An 18,575-nucleotide genomic window follows, 5' to 3' on the forward strand; every position below is an offset into this window, starting at 1 on the left:
TTCAAACGCCGACTGGCTGGTGAATCGCCGTGACGATACTCTCGACTTCCGCAAGCATGCCTTGGCGGGCAGCGTCGTCCACGTATGGGACAGCAGCGAAATTGCGGTAAGTGACATCGTAGCCGATCATCGACAAGCTGCCATCGACGATTTGCTTTTTCACTACATCGTCGAAGCCTGTCTTTTTCATTTCCGGCTCGGATTCCCTCGTCGTCGTAATGACGATAGCCTGCTTGTTTTTCAACAGGCCGACAGGGCCGTGGGCCTCGTAACGAAAAGCAAAGCCGTTGGTGAACACCCGGTCGATATAGCCTTTAAGAATGGCGGGAGCCGACCACCACCAGACAGGGTAAATCATCACGAGCAGGTCAGCTTCCGAAATCAGCTCCTGTTCAGTCATGACATCAGCAGAGGCAGTGCCGTTCGACACTTTTTGCATGTCAGCCGCCTGAAAAACAGGTTGAAACTTCATTTGATACAAATCGCGCACGTCATAGGCGATGTTTTGCTTCTGCAACGTCTGGGTGACGCGGTCGAGTATGGCATGGCAAAAGCTCTCTTTTCCTTCCTGGGCAAACACGATGCATGCTTTCATACTCCATCCCTCCGTATATATCGGTTAGACTGTCTATTCGAACCCGAAGCGCAGGCGCATGAAAAACTTGTTCAGCAGTCCGCCTACCGTCGTCTGCTTCGTTTCGGCGTGGGCCGGTTTTGCTGGTTTGGCTTGCCGCAGCGTCTGATTGACGTTGATCATCCCGTATCCGTAAAGCTGGTCGTGACCAGGAGCGCCGAGGTCTGTTGCGGACTGGCGAATCAGCTCCATCACATCACGGTTTTTCATATCCGGATGGACAGAACGCACCAGTGAGGCAAGAGCAGCGACATGCGGGCAAGCCATCGAAGTGCCGGAGAGCGAAGCGTAGTCGCTGTAAATGTACGTGCTGGGAATATCGACGCCAGGAGCGGCTACATCCACGTAATCGCCAAAGTTGGAGAAATCGGCGCGCTCTTTGCGGTGATCGACAGCGGCTACGGCGAGCACTTCGTCATAAGCAGCCGGGTAGCTCGGCTGGTTGGTCGCGTCATTGCCGGAAGCAGCTACGAGGATGACATTTTTCTCGAAGGCGTAGCGGCACGCTTCTTTCAAAGCAGCAGAAGAGGTATAGTTGCCGACGCTGAGGTTGATGACATCGGCACCGTGGTCGGTAGCCCAGTAAATGCCCTGGGCGATATCCACGGCTGACCCTGAGCCGTCTGCACCGATTGCTTTAATCGGCATCAGCTTGCTGTTCCACGACATGCCGGCAATTCCGTCGGCGTTGTTCGTCTTGGCTGCGATGACGCCTGAGACGTGTGTTCCGTGACCGTTGTCGTCTTCCGGCTTGTTGTTGTCGGTGAGCACGTTGTAGCCTTCGACCAGCTTCCCGGCGAACTCGGGATGTTTGAGATCGACGCCTGTATCGACGACGGCCACGATGACATCGCTGCTGCCTTCGCTCACATCCCAGCTTTGCTCCATGCCGATTAAAGGCAAATTCCACTGGTATTCGGTGTAGTACGTATCATTCGGTTTGCGATTGGGGAGCAGCAAATAGTTCGGTTCGGCAAACACGGAATCAGGGTGCTCGGCGAGCTTTTTCATCAGTTGTTTGGTCGTCAGGCTTTTGGATTTGATGATCAGAAATTGCTCAAAATCGCGCTTGATTTTGGCATCCAGTGACGCAACCAGCTCGTCGATTTTTTTCTGCTCCGGACGCGGTGAGAAACGGACGACGACTTCATGCTCGACGTAGTGGCTGCGGTCACGCGGGTTGTGATGCAGCGTTTTGATGTGGCTTTTCTTTTCCAGATCTCTGCGAATATCCTTGACCTGCTCGATATAGTTGATTCGCGGTATGCTCGCCTCGACGGAAGTGACGCGGGGATGAGGTTCGCGCATTTCCTGCTCTGCATTTTGATGATGGCGGTAGGGGATGACGACCAGACCAACCAGGGCTAGGGCGGCGATAATTGGGGGCAAGACGCGCAAAAAAACTCACTCCCTCCAGTGCTGATGACTATAGCGTGCACACGGAGAGAGTGATTATGAAGGAAATAGCTTACATTCGGTTGTCAAAAGGGCGAACGGGCACCGGACGAAGCGAGCGGCGCGGAAGCTTCCAGCCTTGATAGACGGAAACCATTCGGCAAGCAATAATGACGCTGAACAGCGTGTACATCTCGCCGACTGTCGATGCCCACTTCATGCCGACCGCCACTCCGGCAGCCATGGCCCAGACTGCGTAGATTTCTTCCTGGAAAACCAAAGGCTTGCGGCCTGCGAGAACATCGCGGATAATTCCTCCGCCAATTCCAGTCAGTACCGCTGCCACAATCGTGGCGCTAAGCGGATAATTCATTTGTGTCGCATAAAGCGCACCTTGAATGGCAAACGCAGAAAGCCCGACCGCGTCGAAAAACATTCCCCAGCGATTCCACAAGCCAAGGTACTTATGCGGCAGAACAAAGACGATAAGCATGGATATGAGTGCGATCGTAAACAGTGTGCCTTGATTCCAAAAAGCAGTGAGCGGGATTCCGAGCAAAATATTCCGCATGATCCCGCCGCCGAATGCGGTTGCCATTCCGAGAACGATTACCCCCAAGATGTCGTACTCTTCCTCCATGGCAATAATAGCGCCGCTGATCACGAACGCTACAGTGCCAACGATGTTAAACCATTCCCAAGACATGTATTCTTCAACGTCCTTCCTAATTGATCAATCCAAGTTGCAACAAGCCGTGCCGGATGCCGTCTTCGTTTACGTGGCGGGTCACCATATTGGCAAAAGGCTTCAGTTCTTCATGCGCATTTCCCATAGCGACACCCATTCCGACGTAAGACAGCATTTCCCTGTCGTTAAGCCCGTCTCCGAATGCGACAGCATCAGCAGGCGTCAGTCCTTCATGCTTCAGGATCGCTTCAATGCCACGCGCTTTCGAACCGCCTTTTGGCAGAATGTCGAGGACGCGATTGTGCCAGCGCACATACGACACTTGCGCAAATTTTTCGGTATAAACCGCTTCTTCTTCGGCCGTGCAGTATAGAAACGCCTGGTAGATCGGAGCGACTTCCCAGTAGCGGTCATGGTGCGCCGGGGCCGGCAAGCGCAGGAAATCAAACGAGTCAATCACGTGCGGATGATCGGCTGCATTCGCATAGCATTGTTCATGGCTCAAAAACACCATAGGGTGCTCGTGCCCATGTGCCAACTGTTCCAGCTCGGCCAAGGTCGAAGTGGCAAAAGGGGTATGGTGAATCACCTTTTGCTCGCTCACCACGTAAGAGCCGTTAAACCCGATGAATGTATCGATGCCAAGCTGTTTGGCGATCGGCATCAGGTGATAGGGGGAGCGGCCAGTGGCAATTGCCACCCGAATCCCGTTTTGCCTCAGTCTGTTTACGGCGTCCACCGTTGATTGCGGGATGGCGTGTTCCGTGTTCAGCAAAGTACCGTCGATGTCAAAAAAGACAATTTTGTACGCCATTTGTTCTCTCCACTCTTTCTCTTTATAATAGCGCCGCGAAAAACGAGCAACATGCACGAAAAACAAGCGGCCATACAGGCGCCGCCTAAGCGTTTGAAACGTTTGAAGACAACAGAAAAAGGAATGTCGGAAAAGACATTCCTTTTCACTTCGCTATTAGAATACAGCCACTTCCGTCTCGCTGTCAAATAGATGACATTTGGAAAGGTCCATGGCGAGCTTGACCGTCATTTTTGGCTTCAGCTCTTCACGGGAATCTACGCGGGCCACCATTTGCGTGTTCCCGATATTATGGAAGTAAACATACAGCTCGGAGCCCATGTTTTCCACTACTTCGACCTGCGCTTCCAGCGTGCTTTCAAACGGATTGGCTTCCATGAACGCAGCATCGCTGTAGATGTCTTCCGGACGGATACCAAAGATGGCTGATTTGTTTACATAGCCTTTGTCGCGCAAAATTTTCGCCTTGTCGTCCGGGAAGCGGACGTGGATGTTTTCCGCGTCGAAGTACAGGGCGCCGTCTTTTTCGGAAAGCTGTCCTTTGACGAAGTTCATCGCAGGGGAGCCGATGAAGCTTGCGACGAACAGATTGACCGGATGGTTGTAAATCTCGTTCGGCGTCGCTACTTGCTGGATCAAGCCGTCTTTCATGACGACGATCCGGTCGCCCATCGTCATCGCCTCTGTCTGGTCATGGGTGACGTAAATGATCGTCGTATTCAGGCGTTGGTGCAGCTTCAAGATTTCCGTGCGCATCTGGACGCGCAGCTTGGCGTCGAGGTTGGACAACGGTTCGTCCATCAAAAAGACTTGCGGTTCGCGAACGATGGCGCGACCGAGCGCGACACGCTGACGTTGACCGCCGGAAAGCGCTTTCGGCTTGCGGTCGAGCAAATGCGAAATATCGAGAATCCGGGCCGCTTCCTGAATGCGCGCATCGATATCGCTCTTGGAAAATTTGCGGAGTTTCAAGCCAAACGCCATGTTTTCGTATACGTTCATGTGCGGATAGAGGGCGTAGCTCTGAAAAACCATCGCGATATCCCGATCTTTCGGAGCGACGTCGTTGACGCGACGATCGCCTATGTACAAGTCACCGTCGGAAATTTCCTCCAGCCCGGCAATCATCCGCAACGTTGTCGACTTTCCGCAGCCCGATGGCCCGACGAGAACGAGAAACTCGCGATCTTGAATCTCCAGATGAAAATCGTCTACCGCTGTTACGTTTCCGGCGTACCGTTTGTATATGTGGTTCAGTGTCACTTTTGCCATGGAAAAGGCACCTCCTATAGTTTTGAAAAATCGAGAGCGTGGATAACCTTTTTGCAAGAGTAACAATTTTTAGACAGTTGGACTATGGGCGAAATGTACAAAATGTTTTGTTAATGCTGCCGAAAGAGCAAATACAGCTGGAAAAGCACCGCATCGGGAAACTGCCGCGGATCAAGCCCCGTCTGTTCCGTCAGCTTGTCGAGCCTGTACAACAGCGTGTTGCGATGCAAAAAGAGCTGACGTGCCGTTTCGCTGACGTTCAACTGGCGGGCAAACAGCGTTTCCAACGTTTCCAGCTGCTCCGTACTGATCTGCGGAACGGACATGAGACTTGCCAGCTCATTGGCAATGGACTTCGCGGTTTCTTTCGGCAGCGAGGTAGCCCAGCGCTCCAGCGGATACATCCAGTCGCCAGCGACCATGACGTGCGGGCGATAATGCTGGAGAGTGCGAGACAGCAGCAACTGCCCGTAAACCGTTTTTTCCAGAGCGGAAGGGCGATGCACAGGGGCGCTGACAACAATGCGGACAGGCTCCATCCACTCCGTAGAAATCAGATCGTGCAGCCCGGATGCCCATTCCAGCAAATCGGCTTGCTCCTCGGAGCCTTCCAGGATAGAAACAGGCAGCAACAGGACAGAATAAGCATGACTTAATGGAAAGAAAGCGAGACTGGACGAACCTGGCGTGTAAGCCGTCGTCTCCCGGAAAAAGGGGTGCAGACAGCTTTGCAGCGATTCCCAGGTGCCCGTGCCTTCTGTGCGGCTGCGCTCGAGCAAAAAGGAGAGCCGCGCTTCTTTCCACGGCCAAACAAGGTCAAGACGCTCAGGCGGAGCCAGTCGGCTTCCGGTCACAAACGATTGCAACCACGCGGCAATCTGCTCGTGAAGAGTCAGAGGCGCGTTTTCTTTCGTGCGGGAAAAAAACAGACTCAACAAAGAACGGGACGTAGCGGGCCACTGTGTCGATTCAATCAGAACGAGGTAAGCCATCTCGTGTTCTGACCCAAGCGAAACAAGCTCCCAGCCTTTTTGCTCCCACTCTTGTTGAGTCTGGCTGATTTCGGCTTCCAAAACTTTGACACAAATGATCGGCAAATTCGTCACTTGCTTGATTTGCTCGATTTCTCTCATCCATTTCTCCACAAGACGACCTCCGTCACAAACAACTGGCGTACGTCTATTATACCGTACTCTAGGCGAGTGTGGCGGCGGTTTCCTGCAAGCTTGCGGTTTGCACAGGCGTGCCCACAAACGGTTCCTGGGGGACGCCACCCATCGTATGCAGCGTGATTTCCGGGCGGGAACGCAGGCGGATGTTCAGTCCCGTCTGGCCGAGTCCTTCACTTATATAGAAAGGGCGCCCGTCAAACTCGTGCAGACCTTTGACCATATTCAGCCGCACGAGCTTGCCCATTTTCACCAGATGGTACGGGCGCGGCCAATGAATTTGTCCGCCGTGGAAATGTCCCGCCAGCAAATAGTCGTAGGCGTAGTCTTTCATTTGCAGGACGAGGTTCGGATCATGGGTGAGCACGAGGCGCGCCCCCGTTTTCGGAACGGATTGAAAAGCTTTTTCCAGTTGGCTTCGGCGTGTGCTGAAATCATCGACGCCGATCACATGCAGCAGTTGACCGTGATGCTCGACCGTGACGTGCTGGTTGACGAGGACCTGGCAGCCGATCCGTTCCAGTTCCGACTTGAGCTGAGCGAGTTTGAGCGGCGACAGCACGTAGTCGTGATTGCCAAAAACGACGAATGTGCCGAGCGCGGGCTGCAATTGCATCAGCTTTTCTACGTAGGCGACTGCTTTCGGGATGTTTTTGTGGCGATCTAGCAAATCTCCGGTAATCGCGAGCAGATCGACGGATTGCCCGGAAAAATCGCGGACGATTCGCATCGGGTCAATCGACAAATTTTCCATGTGCAAATCGGACAAATGCAAAATGTTGAGCGGTTCGAAATCTTGCGGATCACGCAAATGCGGCGACGAGGCGAGCGGTATGGTCACATGATTGGTATGGACGTCAAATGTATTGCGGTACGCTTTTATGAAGAGCAAGGCGAGAGCGGCAACTAGCAAAAACCATAGCATCTCTTCCGGCCATCTCCTTTATCTCTAAGGTAGTGTCATTATACTCGATTTCTTCGCTTTTCGAATAAGTAGGTTCTGGCAGAAGGAATTTATCGAAAAGTGCAGAAATATTATGAATGTTGCGTAGTGAAGAATTCTATTTGGGGTTTAGGAGAGTGAGAGTATGAATGTAGAAAAAATTCCGGCGACAGAAGGCCGATTCAACCTGGAGAACTACGACGAGACGTACGCCCAATTTGACTGGAAGGAAGTCGAGAAGCAATTTTCCTGGTATGAGACGGGAAAAGTAAACATGGCGTATGAAGCGATTGACCGCCATCTTTCTACGGAGCGCAAGGACAAGATCGCGCTTATGTACAGCGATTTGACCAGAGAAGAGACCTACACCTTTGCACAGTTGAGCGAATTGTCCAATAAATTCGGGAATGTTTTGCGCAATCTGGGGATTGTAAAAGGCGACCGCGTATTCGTCTTCATGCCGCGTACGCCAGAGCTTTATGTAAGCGTTTTAGGAACGCTCAAAGTGGGCGCGATTGTCGGCCCGCTGTTCGAGGCGTTCATGGAAGCTGCCGTGCGCGACCGTCTGGAAAACAGCGAAGCGACCGCGATCGTGACGACGCCGGCTCTCTTGCCGCGCATCCCTGTATCCGAGCTGCCAGCACTGAAGCACGTCATTGTCGTGGGGGCAAAAGAGGAGCTGAAGGAAGGACAAGTCAGCTTCGAAAAAGCGATGGCAGAAGCATCCTCCGAGCTGGAAATCGAGTGGGTGGATCGCGAGGACGGCATGATTTTGCACTATACGTCCGGATCGACTGGCAAGCCAAAAGGCGTGCTGCACGTCCACAACGCGATGATCCAGCACTACCAGACCGGAAAATGGGTGCTCGACCTGCAAGAGGATGACGTTTACTGGTGTACAGCTGATCCGGGCTGGGTGACAGGAACTTCTTACGGAATTTTCGCACCGTGGCTGAACGGCGTGACAAACGTGATCCGCGGCGGCCGCTTCACACCGGAAGACTGGTACAAAACGATCGAAAAAAATAAGGTGACCGTCTGGTACAGCGCACCGACCGCGTTCCGCATGCTGATGGGAGCGGGCGACGAAGTGGTGAAGCGCTTCGATCTGTCCAGTCTGCGCCACGTTTTGAGCGTGGGCGAGCCACTCAACCCGGAAGTCGTGTATTGGGGACTTCGCGTGTTCAACCACCGTATTCACGACAACTGGTGGATGACGGAAACAGGCGGACAGCTGATTTCCAACTACCGCAGCATGGCGATCAAGCCAGGCTCGATGGGCAAGCCTTTCCCTGGCGTATACGCGGCGATTATCGACGATCAGGGCAACGAGCTGCCGCCAAACCGGATGGGCAACCTGGCGATCCGCGTCGGCTGGCCGTCCATGATGAGACAAATCTGGAACAACCCTGCGAAATACCAAGAGTATTTCAGCATCCCAGGCTGGTATGTTTCCGGCGATTCCGCCTACAAGGACGAGGAAGGCTACTTCTGGTTCCAGGGCCGCATTGACGATGTGATCAATACTTCCGGCGAGCGCGTTGGCCCGTTTGAGGTCGAGAGCAAGCTGGTCGAGCATCCGGCTGTTGCGGAAGCAGGCGTAATCGGCAAGCCTGATCCGCTGCGCGGCGAAATCATCAAGGCGTTCATCTCCTTGCGCGCGGGTTACGAGCCAAGCGAAGCCTTGATGGATGACATCCGCAAGTTCGTGAAGGAAGGACTCGCTGCTCACGCTGCACCGCGTGAAATCGAGTTTCGCGACAAGCTGCCAAAAACACGCTCCGGAAAAATTATGCGCCGTGTCCTGAAGGCGTGGGAACTGGGCTTGCCGACAGGCGACCTGTCCACGATGGAAGACTAATCGGAGCGGATAAAAATGAAGAACCATCTCTAGCGCATGAGCGGGAGATGGTTCTTTTTTTGTTAGTGGGGAATGGGGCGGTGCGGGTGGTTATGGTCGTGTGAGTGCTCGTGTCGTGTTGATGATCGTGCGGGTACCTGTGGTTGTGCGGCTGGCTATAATCGTGCGACTGGCTGCGAGCGTGGCAGGTGGTCATAGGCGTTTGATTTAGTTGCGGTTATGCGAATGCCCTTGGTTATGCGAGTGCTCGTGGTCGTGCGAATGCTCTTGGTCATGCGTATGGTCGTGGTTATGCGAGTGCTCGCGGTCGTGCGAATGCCCGTGGTCATGCGAGTGCTCGGAGTCGTGCGAATGCTCTTGGTTATGCGAATGCCCGTGGTCATGGGAGTGCTCATGATCATGCGAATGCTCCCCCGTCCCACCCTGACAATGCAACTCTCCATGCGAGATGGAAGAGTTCTCGATTTGGATCGTCGCATGGGTGATGCCAAACTCTTTTTGCAACAGCGCCAAAGCGGCATCGAGGATCGAGTAGCTCGGCAAATCGTCCTGTACAACCAGATGGCACGTCAAGGAGTCGAAGCCTGAAGTGACGGTCCAAACATGCAAATCGTGAACTTTTACCACGCCGTCAAGCTGTCCGAGCCGCGCTTCTACTTTTGTCGTATCGATACGGGAAGGCGCTCCTTCCAGCAAAATGTTGACCGACTCCTTCGTCACGCGCCATGCGCTCAGCATGATCAAAAAGGCGACGACGATGCTGATAATCGGGTCGGCGATGTACCAGCCAAAGGCGAGCATGAGCACACCGCCGAGGATTGCCCCTACGGAGCCGAGCATATCGCCCAGCACGTGCAGGTAGGCGCTGCGCACGTTTACGTTGTCCTTGTAATCGCCGCGCATGAGGACGAAGGCTGCGGCGATATTGGCGAGCAAGCCGACGGAAGCGATGATGATCATTTTGCCGCTCGCGACTTCAGGCGGCTGGAGCAGACGTTGGAATCCTTCCCAAAAGATGAATAGGGAAATCAGGACGAGCGTGACGCCATTGGTCAAAGCGGCGAGAATCTCGAAGCGCTTCATGCCGAATGTTTTTTGGGCAGAGGGCGGCCGGGCCGCAAAATGGAGCGCGACCAGACTTAGCAGCAGTGCCAAGGCATCGCTCAGCATATGTCCAGCGTCGGACAAAAGCGCGAGACTGTTGGTCAAAAAACCTCCGATCGTCTCGACGATCAAAAATACAGTGATGATCAGAAAAGAGGTGAACAGCGCTTTTTTGCTGGCGCCTTTTCCGTGGTGATGGTGGTCGTGTCCATCTCCGTGATCGTGATGATGCAAGCCCATAATGATTCCTCCTCGATAGGATCGTTTAGCGAACGAGTCGATCTGCCAGAAAAAGGGCGTCTTTGCCTACGCCGCCCATGAGTGCGGAAGCGCGGGAATGCTGCCAGGGAAGCCCGAGAAAATACAGGCCGGACACCTCTGTCACCCCTCGCTCGTGCCGTGGCCAGCCGTTTGGATCGCGTACGTCCGGGATCGCAAGCCAGCTATAGTCAGGGCGAAATCCGGTGGCCCATAAAATGTTTGGAAAGCTCGCCTGCTCGCCGCCTGCGAAATAGGCGGTGCGATCCGCAATGCGAACGGTGCGTTCCGTCAGGCGCAAGGCTCCGGTTTTCGTCAGAGCTTTCATTTCCTCGCGGTAGCCAAAGATCGGATCAGGTCGTTTCATCAATTGCTTTCCAGCCCATGAGGAGCGGGGAGCATCAAGCAAGCCGAACCGTTGCATGTAGTCAAAAATAGTTTTGCCCAAAACATACAAAGGCAAATGAAGCCGGGTCTGCCCGCTGGAAAAAATCACAGGGCGATGTCTGGCGAGTTCCACAGCAAGCTGCGCACCGGAGTTGCCTGCTCCGACTACGAGGACAGGCCCGTCCCGGAACGAATGCTCGTTTTGGTAGTCCGTCGTATGCAGCGACACGACATCGGGGGCCAATCGCTCGACAATCGGCGGGATGTACGGTATTTGAAAAGGGCCTGTCGCCACGACGACGTTTTTGGCGCGCGCTGTTCCTGCTTCTGTCTGCACCAGAAAGCCGGATGCTGTACGTTCTACCCGCTGGACAGCTGTATTCAGGCGCACAGGCAGCTGGAAATGCGCAGCGTACTGTTCCAGGTAGTCTGCTGCCTCATCTTTGGTGGGAACCGTCTGCGGCTCTCCGGGAAAGGGCAGGCCGGGAAGCCCGTTGTTTTGCCGAGCGGTAAACAGCACGAGCGAATCATAACGTTTTCGCCAGCTGTCTCCCAAGCGCCCGTTTTTTTCGAAAATGACAAAGCGAGCTTTCCGTTGCTGGAGCAGAGCACCAAGCGCGAGGCCGGATTGGCCGCCACCGATGATGATGACTTCGTAATCGTGCATGGGTGAAACCTTCTTTCAAGCGGGAATTTACCTAAATCATACCACATTCAATCTTATATTCAAGCAATCATTTGAATGTATTTTCGCAAACGAACAAAAAAAGGCCGCCACAAACGTGACGACCTTCCAAAAGTTCCGTTCAACTACGGGTTGTTTTTTTCGATTGCTTCAACTCGGACGCGTGCTCAATCCCGCACATGATCAAATGACGCACATGGTCGTCGTCCAGCGCGTAGTAGACGAGCTTTCCATCTTTGCGATGACGGGCCAGCCCCATATTTCGCAGCAGGCGAAGATGGTGGGACGTATTGGCGATCGAGCTGTTGATCGTCGCGGCGACATCGCACACGCACAGTTCGCCTTCCAGAGCCAGGGCGTAAATGATTTTTGCCCGGGTATCGTCAGCCAGTGCCTTGAACAGAGGAGCGACTCCTTCTGTTTCGCTCATTTTCGGCCGCAGTCTGTTTACTTTCGCTTCGTCCACGGTTTGGATTTCACAAACGTCTGCTTCATCCGTCGTACGCTGATATTCCAGCTCCATGTTCTTCACCCCGCACAATTGGTTGTATCCATTATAAAACGGAATGATTCAGAAAAAAAGACGGGAAGCAGCAGGAAAGTGCCTAATCCGTGTCTAATTAGGAATGATGACGATTTGCAAAAAGGAGTGGACATCACAGGTGGTTGCTAAAATCCGTCATTTTCTCTTTGAGATTGTGGGGGCGCTTATACTTGGACTTGGAGTTGTATGGCTTACGGTCGGCGGAGAAGGCAACTGGTTTTCCGGTTTGGGCATAGAATGGTCTCCCCGTTGGCTGGATGTCAAAACGTTTTTTCTGAGCATCGTGCTGGAAGCGATCCCGTTTGTTTTGCTCGGCGTGTTTTTTTCCGCGTTCATTCAGACGTTTGTCTCCGAGGAGCAAGTCAGACGCTGGACGCCGAAGCATCCGCTCGTTGCGCTGCCGTTTGCCGGGCTGCTTGGCTTTTTGTTTCCCGTGTGCGAGTGCGCGATTATCCCGGTCGTTCGCCGTCTGATTCAAAAAGGAATGCCCGTGTCCGTGGGCGTGGTGTTTTTATTGGCAGGACCGATTGTCAATCCGGTGGTGCTGTCTTCCACGTACATTGCCTTTGCGCGGCAGCCGGACATGGCGCTCTACAGAGGAATCGCCGGGTTTCTCGTAGCGCTGATCGCCGGGTTTCTCGTTCTGTTGTTTGTGAAAAAGAATCCGCTGCGACATGGGGTAGAAGCGGAAATCCGCCACGAAACCGCTCATGCAGAAGCGATGCGCGGCAAGCTGTCTGCGACATTTGCCCACGCCGTCGACGAGTTTTTTGACATGGGGAAATTTTTGTTGTTTGGAGCGCTGATCAGCAGCGTCCTGCAAGTGTTCATCAGCCGTGACACGCTGGTGGCCGTCGGACAAACTCCGCTTACTTCTCATCTGGTGATGATGGGCATGGCGTATTTGTTTTCGCTCTGCTCGGAAGCCGACGCCTTTATTGCGGCTTCGTTCTCCGGGACATTCCAGAGCAGCTCGCTTTTGGCTTTTCTCGTCTTTGGTCCGATGCTTGATTTCAAGACGACCTTGATGCTGCTCGGGACGTTCCGCTTGGGCTTTGTCCTCAAGCTGATTGCTGTCATTACCATACTGGTGCTCGTCATTACGCTGTTGATGCCAATTTAGAGGAGGGAAAAGTATGCAAAAGTCGAACAGGTCCGGGCACGACTGGATGCGCAGCCTGATTTTAGCCGGATTCACCGGGCTGCTGTCTTACCTGATCTGGACGGATAAGCTGGGGCATTACCTCGCACCGAAGCTGCACATGCTCAGCTATGTCACTTTGGGCATTCTCGTGATTTTGACGTTCGTAAGCGTGCGTCAACTGGTGGCTGGCAGGCACCACGCTTACGATTGTGACTGCGAAGACGCGCATCACGTGCCACGTACGCGCTGGGGCTCGGTGCTGATATACGGCTTGTTTCTGTTGCCGATTTTCATGGGCTTTTTCATGCCGGACAAAATATTGGGAAGTGCCATCGCGGAAAAGCGCGGGGTGACGCTGCTGAGCAATGACGTCCGCAAATTGTCCGAGGTGGCGAGCGGCGAGCAGGCACAAAAAGCAAAACAAGCTACGTCATCCCAAGGGGAGGAAGGGCAAGCCGTTGCTCCTGCATCGCCAGCACCCGGGGAGGAAGGGCAAGCCGTTGCTCCTGCATCGTCAGTAGCCGCGCAGGAAGGGCAAGCCGCTGCTCTTGCGTCGTCAGCAACCGCGCAGGAAGGGCAAGTCGCTGCTTCTGCATCGTCAGCAACCGCGCAGGAAGGGCAAACCGTTGCTCCAGAATCGACAGCAGCCGGGCAGGAAGGGCAAACTGTTGCCTCTGCATCGACAGCCACCGGGCAGGAAACACAAGCCCCTGCATCTATCCCGATCAAACCGGGGATGAGCGATGCCGAATTGAAAAATCATTTTTCCAATGGCGGCTTCGGTGACTTTTACACCGATATCGCTACGTCGATGTACAAACAGCCAGTCATCAAACTGAACGACAAAATTTTCCTGGACGGCCTGACGACGTTGGAGCTGTACGCCCAGGATTTTGCGGGAAAAGAGCTGGAGACGCTCGGTTTTGTCTACAAAGAGCCGGGGTTCGCCAGCAACCAGTTCGTCGTCGCCCGTTTCTCGGTCACTTGCTGCACGGCCGACGCCAGCGTCTTCGGCGTGTTGGTCGAGAGCGAGAGCGCAAGCAAATGGGCGAAGGACAGCTGGGTTCAAGTGCGCGGGAAGCTGGAGCTGCGCAAGGTAGACGGATTTGACATGCTCGTCTTGAAGGCAGCGCACATCCAGCCAGTCCAGGCCCCGAAAGACCCGTATGTGTATTACAGCTACGAAGCGCCGAGCAACTAAAGCAGCATCGGACAGCGACGCCTTTAGCGCGTGGGTTACATGCGTGAAGGCGTTTTCTGTTGTTGGAAAAAGAATTTGGCAAATCGCTAAAAGACGTGGCCACCTCGATTGTCGAGCAGCGCAAGCTTGATCTCGACTTTGTCAGTTGAGACAGTTGAAAACGAAAAGCAAAAAGGCAGGTGAGCGCTCACCTGCCTTGTCGTGCTGCTTGCCTATTCCTTTTGCTCGCCGGACTGCTCTTCTTCGTAAAACCAGAGCGGATCGTCACAGTCTTCATCGCCGTTGTAGTTGATCAAAATTTCTTCGCCTGCCTGAATGTCGCGGTACGCGTAGAAATCGAACGTGTGGTTGTCGAAGTTGATGCTGTACGTGGCGTTTGGCGTGTAGGAATGATTGAACAACATGCCGTATCCGAGTAACAATGCGGTATGGTTCGCACCGTATTCAAATGCGTAGTCAGCCAAGAGCGTTTTCTCGATGTGCTCATGTTCTTCATTCAAATAGGGAAGAACCGGAGCTTCATGGAGCAATTCGCCTTTTGTGAAATCGCGCAGGGCGAAAACGCCTCTGTTTAATTCTCCGTTGCTGAGCTTGGAGGTTTTGACTTCGAGCATGTGGTTCACCTGCCATTCTGGTATCTTGTATCGTAAAACAAGTCTTTCTAAGGATGACAGTGGTTGGCTTGGAAAGCAACTGTTTTCGAATGGGAGACTACTTTTTCATGATCAGATGATGGCGGACGGCGTAAGCGGCAAGCTGGACGCGATTCGCCAGTTGCAGCTTTTCCAAAATGTTTTTCAGATGGTTTTTGACCGTGTTTTCAGCGATGATCAACGCTTCGCTGATTTCCCGGTTTGTTTTGCCCGCCCCCACGTACATGACGATTTCCCGCTCGCGGGGAGTGAGCACATCCGGCACGAGATCGTCCACGTGCTCCTCCTGCCGGAAGCGGTACATCAGTCTCGTTGCCATCTCACGCGTCAGCTCGCTGTCTTCGCCCAGCAAGGCGTGCAAGTAGTTGATCCAGTCGTCCGGCTCCAAATTTTTCAAAAGGTAGCCTTGAGCGCCAAACTGGATGGCGGTAATCAGGTCGGCAACATCGTCCGAGACGCTTAAAATGACGACCTTGATGTGCGGGTACGCTTTTTTCACTTCGCGAGTTGCTTCCAGACCGCTCCATTTCGGCATGTTGATGTCCATCAGCACCAGGTCGGGCTGGAGCTTTCCACATTGGATGAAAGCTTCCTCGCCATTGTCAGCCTCTCCGATTACTTCAAACGAAGGATCGGGGTCAAGCAGCGAGCGAATCGCCATGCGAGCCATCGGGTGGTCGTCGGCGATCAGGACACGGTATGCATTCATTGCGAAAAACCTCCAGCATGAGCGGTCAGGCGGATGATCGTGCCGCCATCAGCCCGTTTTTGAATATCAATCGCGGCGTTCAGCTGTCTGGCCCGCTCGCGCATCATGGACAAGCCGTATTTTTTCGTATCCGGGTTGGTCTGGGCGATGCCCACGCCATCGTCCTCCATCACGAGCTGCCAGCTGCGCGGCTCGCCTGTGGTCAGTCGAATCCAGGAATGCTTGGCCTGCGCATGCTTGCGAATATTGGCGAACGCCTCCTGAATGATTCCGAATAGCTGCACTTCCTCGGCAGGAGTGAAAAAGCTTTCTTTCACGCGCAAATCCCAGACGACATCGACGCCGGACAAAGCGCTCCACTGGGTCAGCCATTTTTCCAGCCGCTGGTCGAAGCTGCCTTCCTCAGGCAACGATCGCAGGTTGAAAATGGCTTGGCGGACGTGATTGTCGATCGCGGAAACCGCCACGCGGGCTTCGTCCAGATGACCTTGCTTCAGCTTGACATTGAGAAAAAACAAAGATTGTGCGATGCCGTCGTGCAGCTCCCGCGCCAGACGCTCGCGCTCCTCGTAAACGGCGCGCCGGGCTTGTTCTTCCACGATCCGCGCGTTCATTTGCTTGATCGTGCGAAACATCCACGTCGCGAACAAGTAAGACAGCACCAGTGTCATCAAGGTGATGTACACATTTCCCGTTTCCATCGACATGTAGGGCAGCAAAAAATCGTGGCGGACAAATTCGAAGCCGCCGATGATAATCGTCGGGATCAGGACGGTCAGCCAGTAAAACAAGCGATAAGACATGAGAAAATCCCTTCTTTGCGGTTGGTGATCACTCCTTAGTATACCGAATGGGACATGCGGATGATATACTCGTAGGAGAAAAGGTGGTTGAGCAGGAGGGAAATTCATGAGTACGATTGCGAGAGCATTGACGATAGCAGGATCAGACAGCGGGGGAGGGGCAGGCATCCAGGCCGATCTGAAAACGTTTCACCAGCTCGGCGTCTACGGGATGAGCGCGATTACCGCTGTCACTGCACAAAATACGTTGGGAGTAGCGGGAGTATACCCGTTGCCGACAGAGGCGGTGGCGCAGCAAATGCGCGAGGTGCTTCGCGATCTCGGCGCCGATGCGGCGAAGACAGGCATGCTGTTTGACGCCCAGATTATTCGTGCGGTGTCGGCAGAAGTTCGCGACGCAGGCTTGCAAAAGCTCGTCGTAGACCCGGTGATGATCGCCAAAGGCGGAGCGAAGCTGCTGCTGGACGAAGCGATTGACGCTCTGAAAACAGAGCTGCTCCCGCTCGCCGAAGTGGTGACGCCAAACTTGCCCGAAGCCGAGTGCCTGACAGGCTTGTCCATTCATACCCCGGAAGAGATGCGGGAGGCTGCCCGCGTCATTCATGCGCTGGGAGCGCGCAATGTGTTGATGAAAGGTGGCCACCTGGAAGGGGATACCGTCGTCGATATTTTGTTTGATGGCCGCGACTTTATGGAGCTGTCGCACGAACGCATCCCAACCAGACATACTCATGGGACAGGCTGCACCTTTTCCGCTGCCCTTACCGCCGAGCTGGCGAAAAAGACGCCGCTTCACGTTGCGGTAGAAAAGGCGAACCGTTTTATTTTCGAGGCGATCAAAACGGCTCCGCAATTGGGCGGCGGCCATGGCCCGACCAACCATTGGGCAGTTGTCGATTAATGTATGGTACAAAAGGAAGGCCCTGCAGAAGAGCACATTCTTCGCGGGGCCTTTGCTTGCTCATTTGACTTGTACCGTAATCTCGCCTTGCAGACGTGTCGGATAGTCTGTCAAGGTGAGGGAGTAATCGTCGATAGTTCCTTTGTTCGTCAATCGTTTGAAGAGCAATCCTTGTTTTTGCGTGCGCCCATCCGGCGAAGCGATTGTCGAGGTGGTTCCTTGGACATACTCATATTTGTTTTCCCGATTGTCCGTAATATCGTTGCCAAAATAGGTGAAAAGGTGGCGATCGGACTCTTCCTCCACCCGCAGTTCCAGGTCGAGCCCGACCACATCGTCAACTTGTCGCAGCGCGGCCAGCTTGAGTTTGTCGTCAGGTGCTTTGACCAGCGTCTGCTTTTTCGCATCAATAACGACTTGCAGCTTGTCGCGATCAAGTGCCCGTATCCCGCTTGCTTTCAAAAACAGCTGCTGCGGTTCCAGAAAATAAATGCTTTCCAGATTGAACACCTTGCCATTTTCTCCGTTGTTCCGAACCGGAACGCCATTTCCCCAAAAAGCGTACGTCTGCCCCTTTTCGTCGACCAGCTTCAAGTCATCGAACCCGAAAATGTGCTTTTTGTTTGCCGGATCAAAGCGGATGCTCACCTCTGTTTGCGTCGGGAAGACCGTAATTTGTTCGATGGTCAGCGATTGTCCGTCTACCGTGATTTGCTTGTCGACAGGGTACACCTTTTTCTCAAAAGCGCTGTATTTGCTGCGGTCGATCGGGAACGTCACCGCGAGCGACGAATCTTGCTTGACGTCATCAATTTCAAACGTCACCTCGGCTGTCAAAGACTCGGGGATGACGCTGGCTTCCGGGACATAAACATCGATCCGGTCTTTATGTTCCACGTTCGCTGCTACTCCCATACTGCCCCAGCTTGCCCCATGCTCCCATTCCTTGCCGGATGCGTCCAAAAGTTTCACGCCGCGCAAGGCAACTTTTTGCCCTGTATGCTCGTGCTTGAGTGTGTAAAAAAGCAGCATGCGCTTCTGGTCGGTCAGCACCTGGTCAATGGTGAAGGTGATGCCGGACAAGGAAGCTTTTGTGCCAATATCCTGAACCATTTTGTGCTCCACGGCGCGTTGCAGCCCTCTGTCATCGCGGATCAGCTCCACGATCTTATCCATCCCGGGCAGCTCGCTGACATAAGCGGCGACGGCAGGGGAGATGCGCACGGACAGCACGAAGGCAAAAAGAATGCAGCACGCCGCAAGTCCTGAGTAGAGGCGTATCAGCCGATTGCGTCGCCGCATGCGTTTTTGCTCTTTGGCTTGCGCGATGCCGCGGCGAATGTACGGTTCTATGTCAGGGAGCGGCTGTGATTTTGTTTTTTCCATATCCGTATCGAAATCCATAACGTT

General features: G+C 53.9%; 17 protein-coding genes and 1 pseudogene. 4 read left to right on the forward strand and 14 right to left on the reverse strand.

What is annotated here, in order from left to right; all coding sequences use genetic code 11:
• Position 1 precedes the first annotated feature (1 nt).
• The 7 genes from NST23_RS10355 to NST23_RS10385 form a co-directional block, all read right to left on the reverse strand.
• A complete protein-coding gene (locus tag NST23_RS10355; RefSeq protein ID WP_122965647.1) occupies positions 2-595 on the reverse strand; it encodes an NAD(P)H-dependent oxidoreductase in 594 nt (197 codons plus the stop codon).
• A 33-nt stretch (positions 596-628) separates the two neighbouring features.
• A complete protein-coding gene (locus NST23_RS10360; RefSeq protein ID WP_280648243.1) occupies positions 629-2,032 on the reverse strand; it encodes a S8 family peptidase in 1,404 nt (467 codons plus the stop codon).
• A gap of 70 nt (positions 2,033-2,102) precedes the next feature.
• Complete coding sequence (locus NST23_RS10365; RefSeq protein ID WP_122965649.1) at positions 2,103-2,735, reverse strand: trimeric intracellular cation channel family protein; 633 nt, start codon at positions 2,733-2,735, stop codon at positions 2,103-2,105.
• A 19-nt stretch (positions 2,736-2,754) separates the two neighbouring features.
• On the reverse strand, positions 2,755-3,531 hold the full coding sequence (locus NST23_RS10370; protein WP_122965650.1) for a Cof-type HAD-IIB family hydrolase: 777 nt from the start codon (positions 3,529-3,531) through the stop codon (positions 2,755-2,757).
• Between the two features lie 156 nt (positions 3,532-3,687).
• Entirely contained in the window at positions 3,688-4,803 is a 1,116-nt protein-coding gene (locus tag NST23_RS10375; protein WP_217021641.1) for an ABC transporter ATP-binding protein, read from the reverse strand.
• A gap of 110 nt (positions 4,804-4,913) precedes the next feature.
• Positions 4,914-5,948 carry a PucR family transcriptional regulator gene (locus tag NST23_RS10380; RefSeq protein WP_280648244.1) on the reverse strand — a complete coding sequence of 345 codons (1,035 nt, stop codon included), beginning with the start codon at positions 5,946-5,948 and terminating at the stop codon, positions 4,914-4,916.
• A 49-nt stretch (positions 5,949-5,997) separates the two neighbouring features.
• Positions 5,998-6,897: a metallophosphoesterase gene (locus tag NST23_RS10385; RefSeq protein WP_173595590.1), complete on the reverse strand. Its 900-nt coding sequence runs from the start codon at positions 6,895-6,897 to the stop codon at positions 5,998-6,000.
• Between the two features lie 163 nt (positions 6,898-7,060).
• On the opposite strand from NST23_RS10385, the gene acsA reads away from it, so the two are divergent.
• Positions 7,061-8,776: an acetate--CoA ligase gene (gene acsA / locus NST23_RS10390; RefSeq protein WP_173595591.1), complete on the forward strand. Its 1,716-nt coding sequence runs from the start codon at positions 7,061-7,063 to the stop codon at positions 8,774-8,776.
• 363 nt (positions 8,777-9,139) lie between these two features.
• Here the strand turns inward: acsA and NST23_RS10395 are convergent.
• The 3 genes and pseudogenes from NST23_RS10395 to NST23_RS10405 form a co-directional block, all read right to left on the reverse strand.
• Positions 9,140-10,120: pseudogene (locus tag NST23_RS10395) on the reverse strand (cation diffusion facilitator family transporter); the annotation flags it as partial.
• Between the two features lie 25 nt (positions 10,121-10,145).
• Positions 10,146-11,192 carry a flavin-containing monooxygenase gene (locus NST23_RS10400; RefSeq protein ID WP_287103164.1) on the reverse strand — a complete coding sequence of 349 codons (1,047 nt, stop codon included), beginning with the start codon at positions 11,190-11,192 and terminating at the stop codon, positions 10,146-10,148.
• 139 nt (positions 11,193-11,331) lie between these two features.
• Positions 11,332-11,733 carry an ArsR/SmtB family transcription factor gene (locus NST23_RS10405; RefSeq protein ID WP_063227745.1) on the reverse strand — a complete coding sequence of 134 codons (402 nt, stop codon included), beginning with the start codon at positions 11,731-11,733 and terminating at the stop codon, positions 11,332-11,334.
• Positions 11,734-11,872: 139 nt separating this feature from the next.
• Here NST23_RS10405 and NST23_RS10410 point away from each other — a divergent pair, with 139 nt between their 5' ends.
• Together NST23_RS10410 and NST23_RS10415 are read left to right on the forward strand one after the other, a co-directional pair.
• On the forward strand, positions 11,873-12,877 hold the full coding sequence (locus NST23_RS10410) for a permease (protein WP_242771927.1): 1,005 nt from the start codon (positions 11,873-11,875) through the stop codon (positions 12,875-12,877).
• 13 nt (positions 12,878-12,890) lie between these two features.
• A complete protein-coding gene (locus NST23_RS10415; RefSeq protein WP_340963629.1) occupies positions 12,891-14,099 on the forward strand; it encodes a TIGR03943 family putative permease subunit in 1,209 nt (402 codons plus the stop codon).
• Between the two features lie 212 nt (positions 14,100-14,311).
• Here NST23_RS10415 and NST23_RS10420 read toward each other — a convergent pair whose 3' ends face one another.
• The 3 genes from NST23_RS10420 to NST23_RS10430 form a co-directional block, all read right to left on the reverse strand.
• Entirely contained in the window at positions 14,312-14,713 is a 402-nt protein-coding gene (locus NST23_RS10420; RefSeq protein ID WP_122965658.1) for an SET domain-containing protein, read from the reverse strand.
• A gap of 97 nt (positions 14,714-14,810) precedes the next feature.
• A complete protein-coding gene (locus NST23_RS10425) occupies positions 14,811-15,461 on the reverse strand; it encodes a response regulator (protein ID WP_063227749.1) in 651 nt (216 codons plus the stop codon).
• Entirely contained in the window at positions 15,458-16,264 is an 807-nt protein-coding gene (locus NST23_RS10430) for a sensor histidine kinase (protein ID WP_122965659.1), read from the reverse strand. Before NST23_RS10430 ends, NST23_RS10425 begins: the two co-directional genes overlap by 4 nt.
• 106 nt (positions 16,265-16,370) lie before the next feature.
• Between NST23_RS10430 and thiD the strand changes: the two genes are divergently transcribed.
• Positions 16,371-17,165 (forward strand): bifunctional hydroxymethylpyrimidine kinase/phosphomethylpyrimidine kinase, encoded by a 795-nt coding sequence (thiD, locus tag NST23_RS10435; RefSeq protein ID WP_122965660.1) that lies wholly within the window; start codon positions 16,371-16,373, stop codon positions 17,163-17,165.
• Positions 17,166-17,225: 60 nt separating this feature from the next.
• On the opposite strand, the gene NST23_RS10440 is transcribed toward thiD, so the two are convergent.
• Positions 17,226-18,569, reverse strand: a complete 1,344-nt coding sequence (locus tag NST23_RS10440) for a DUF4179 domain-containing protein (protein WP_122965661.1) — start codon at positions 18,567-18,569, stop codon at positions 17,226-17,228.
• Positions 18,570-18,575 lie beyond the last annotated feature (6 nt).

The organism is Brevibacillus sp. FSL K6-0770, assembly GCF_038000275.1.
Lineage (GTDB): Bacteria > Bacillota > Bacilli > Brevibacillales > Brevibacillaceae > Brevibacillus > Brevibacillus parabrevis.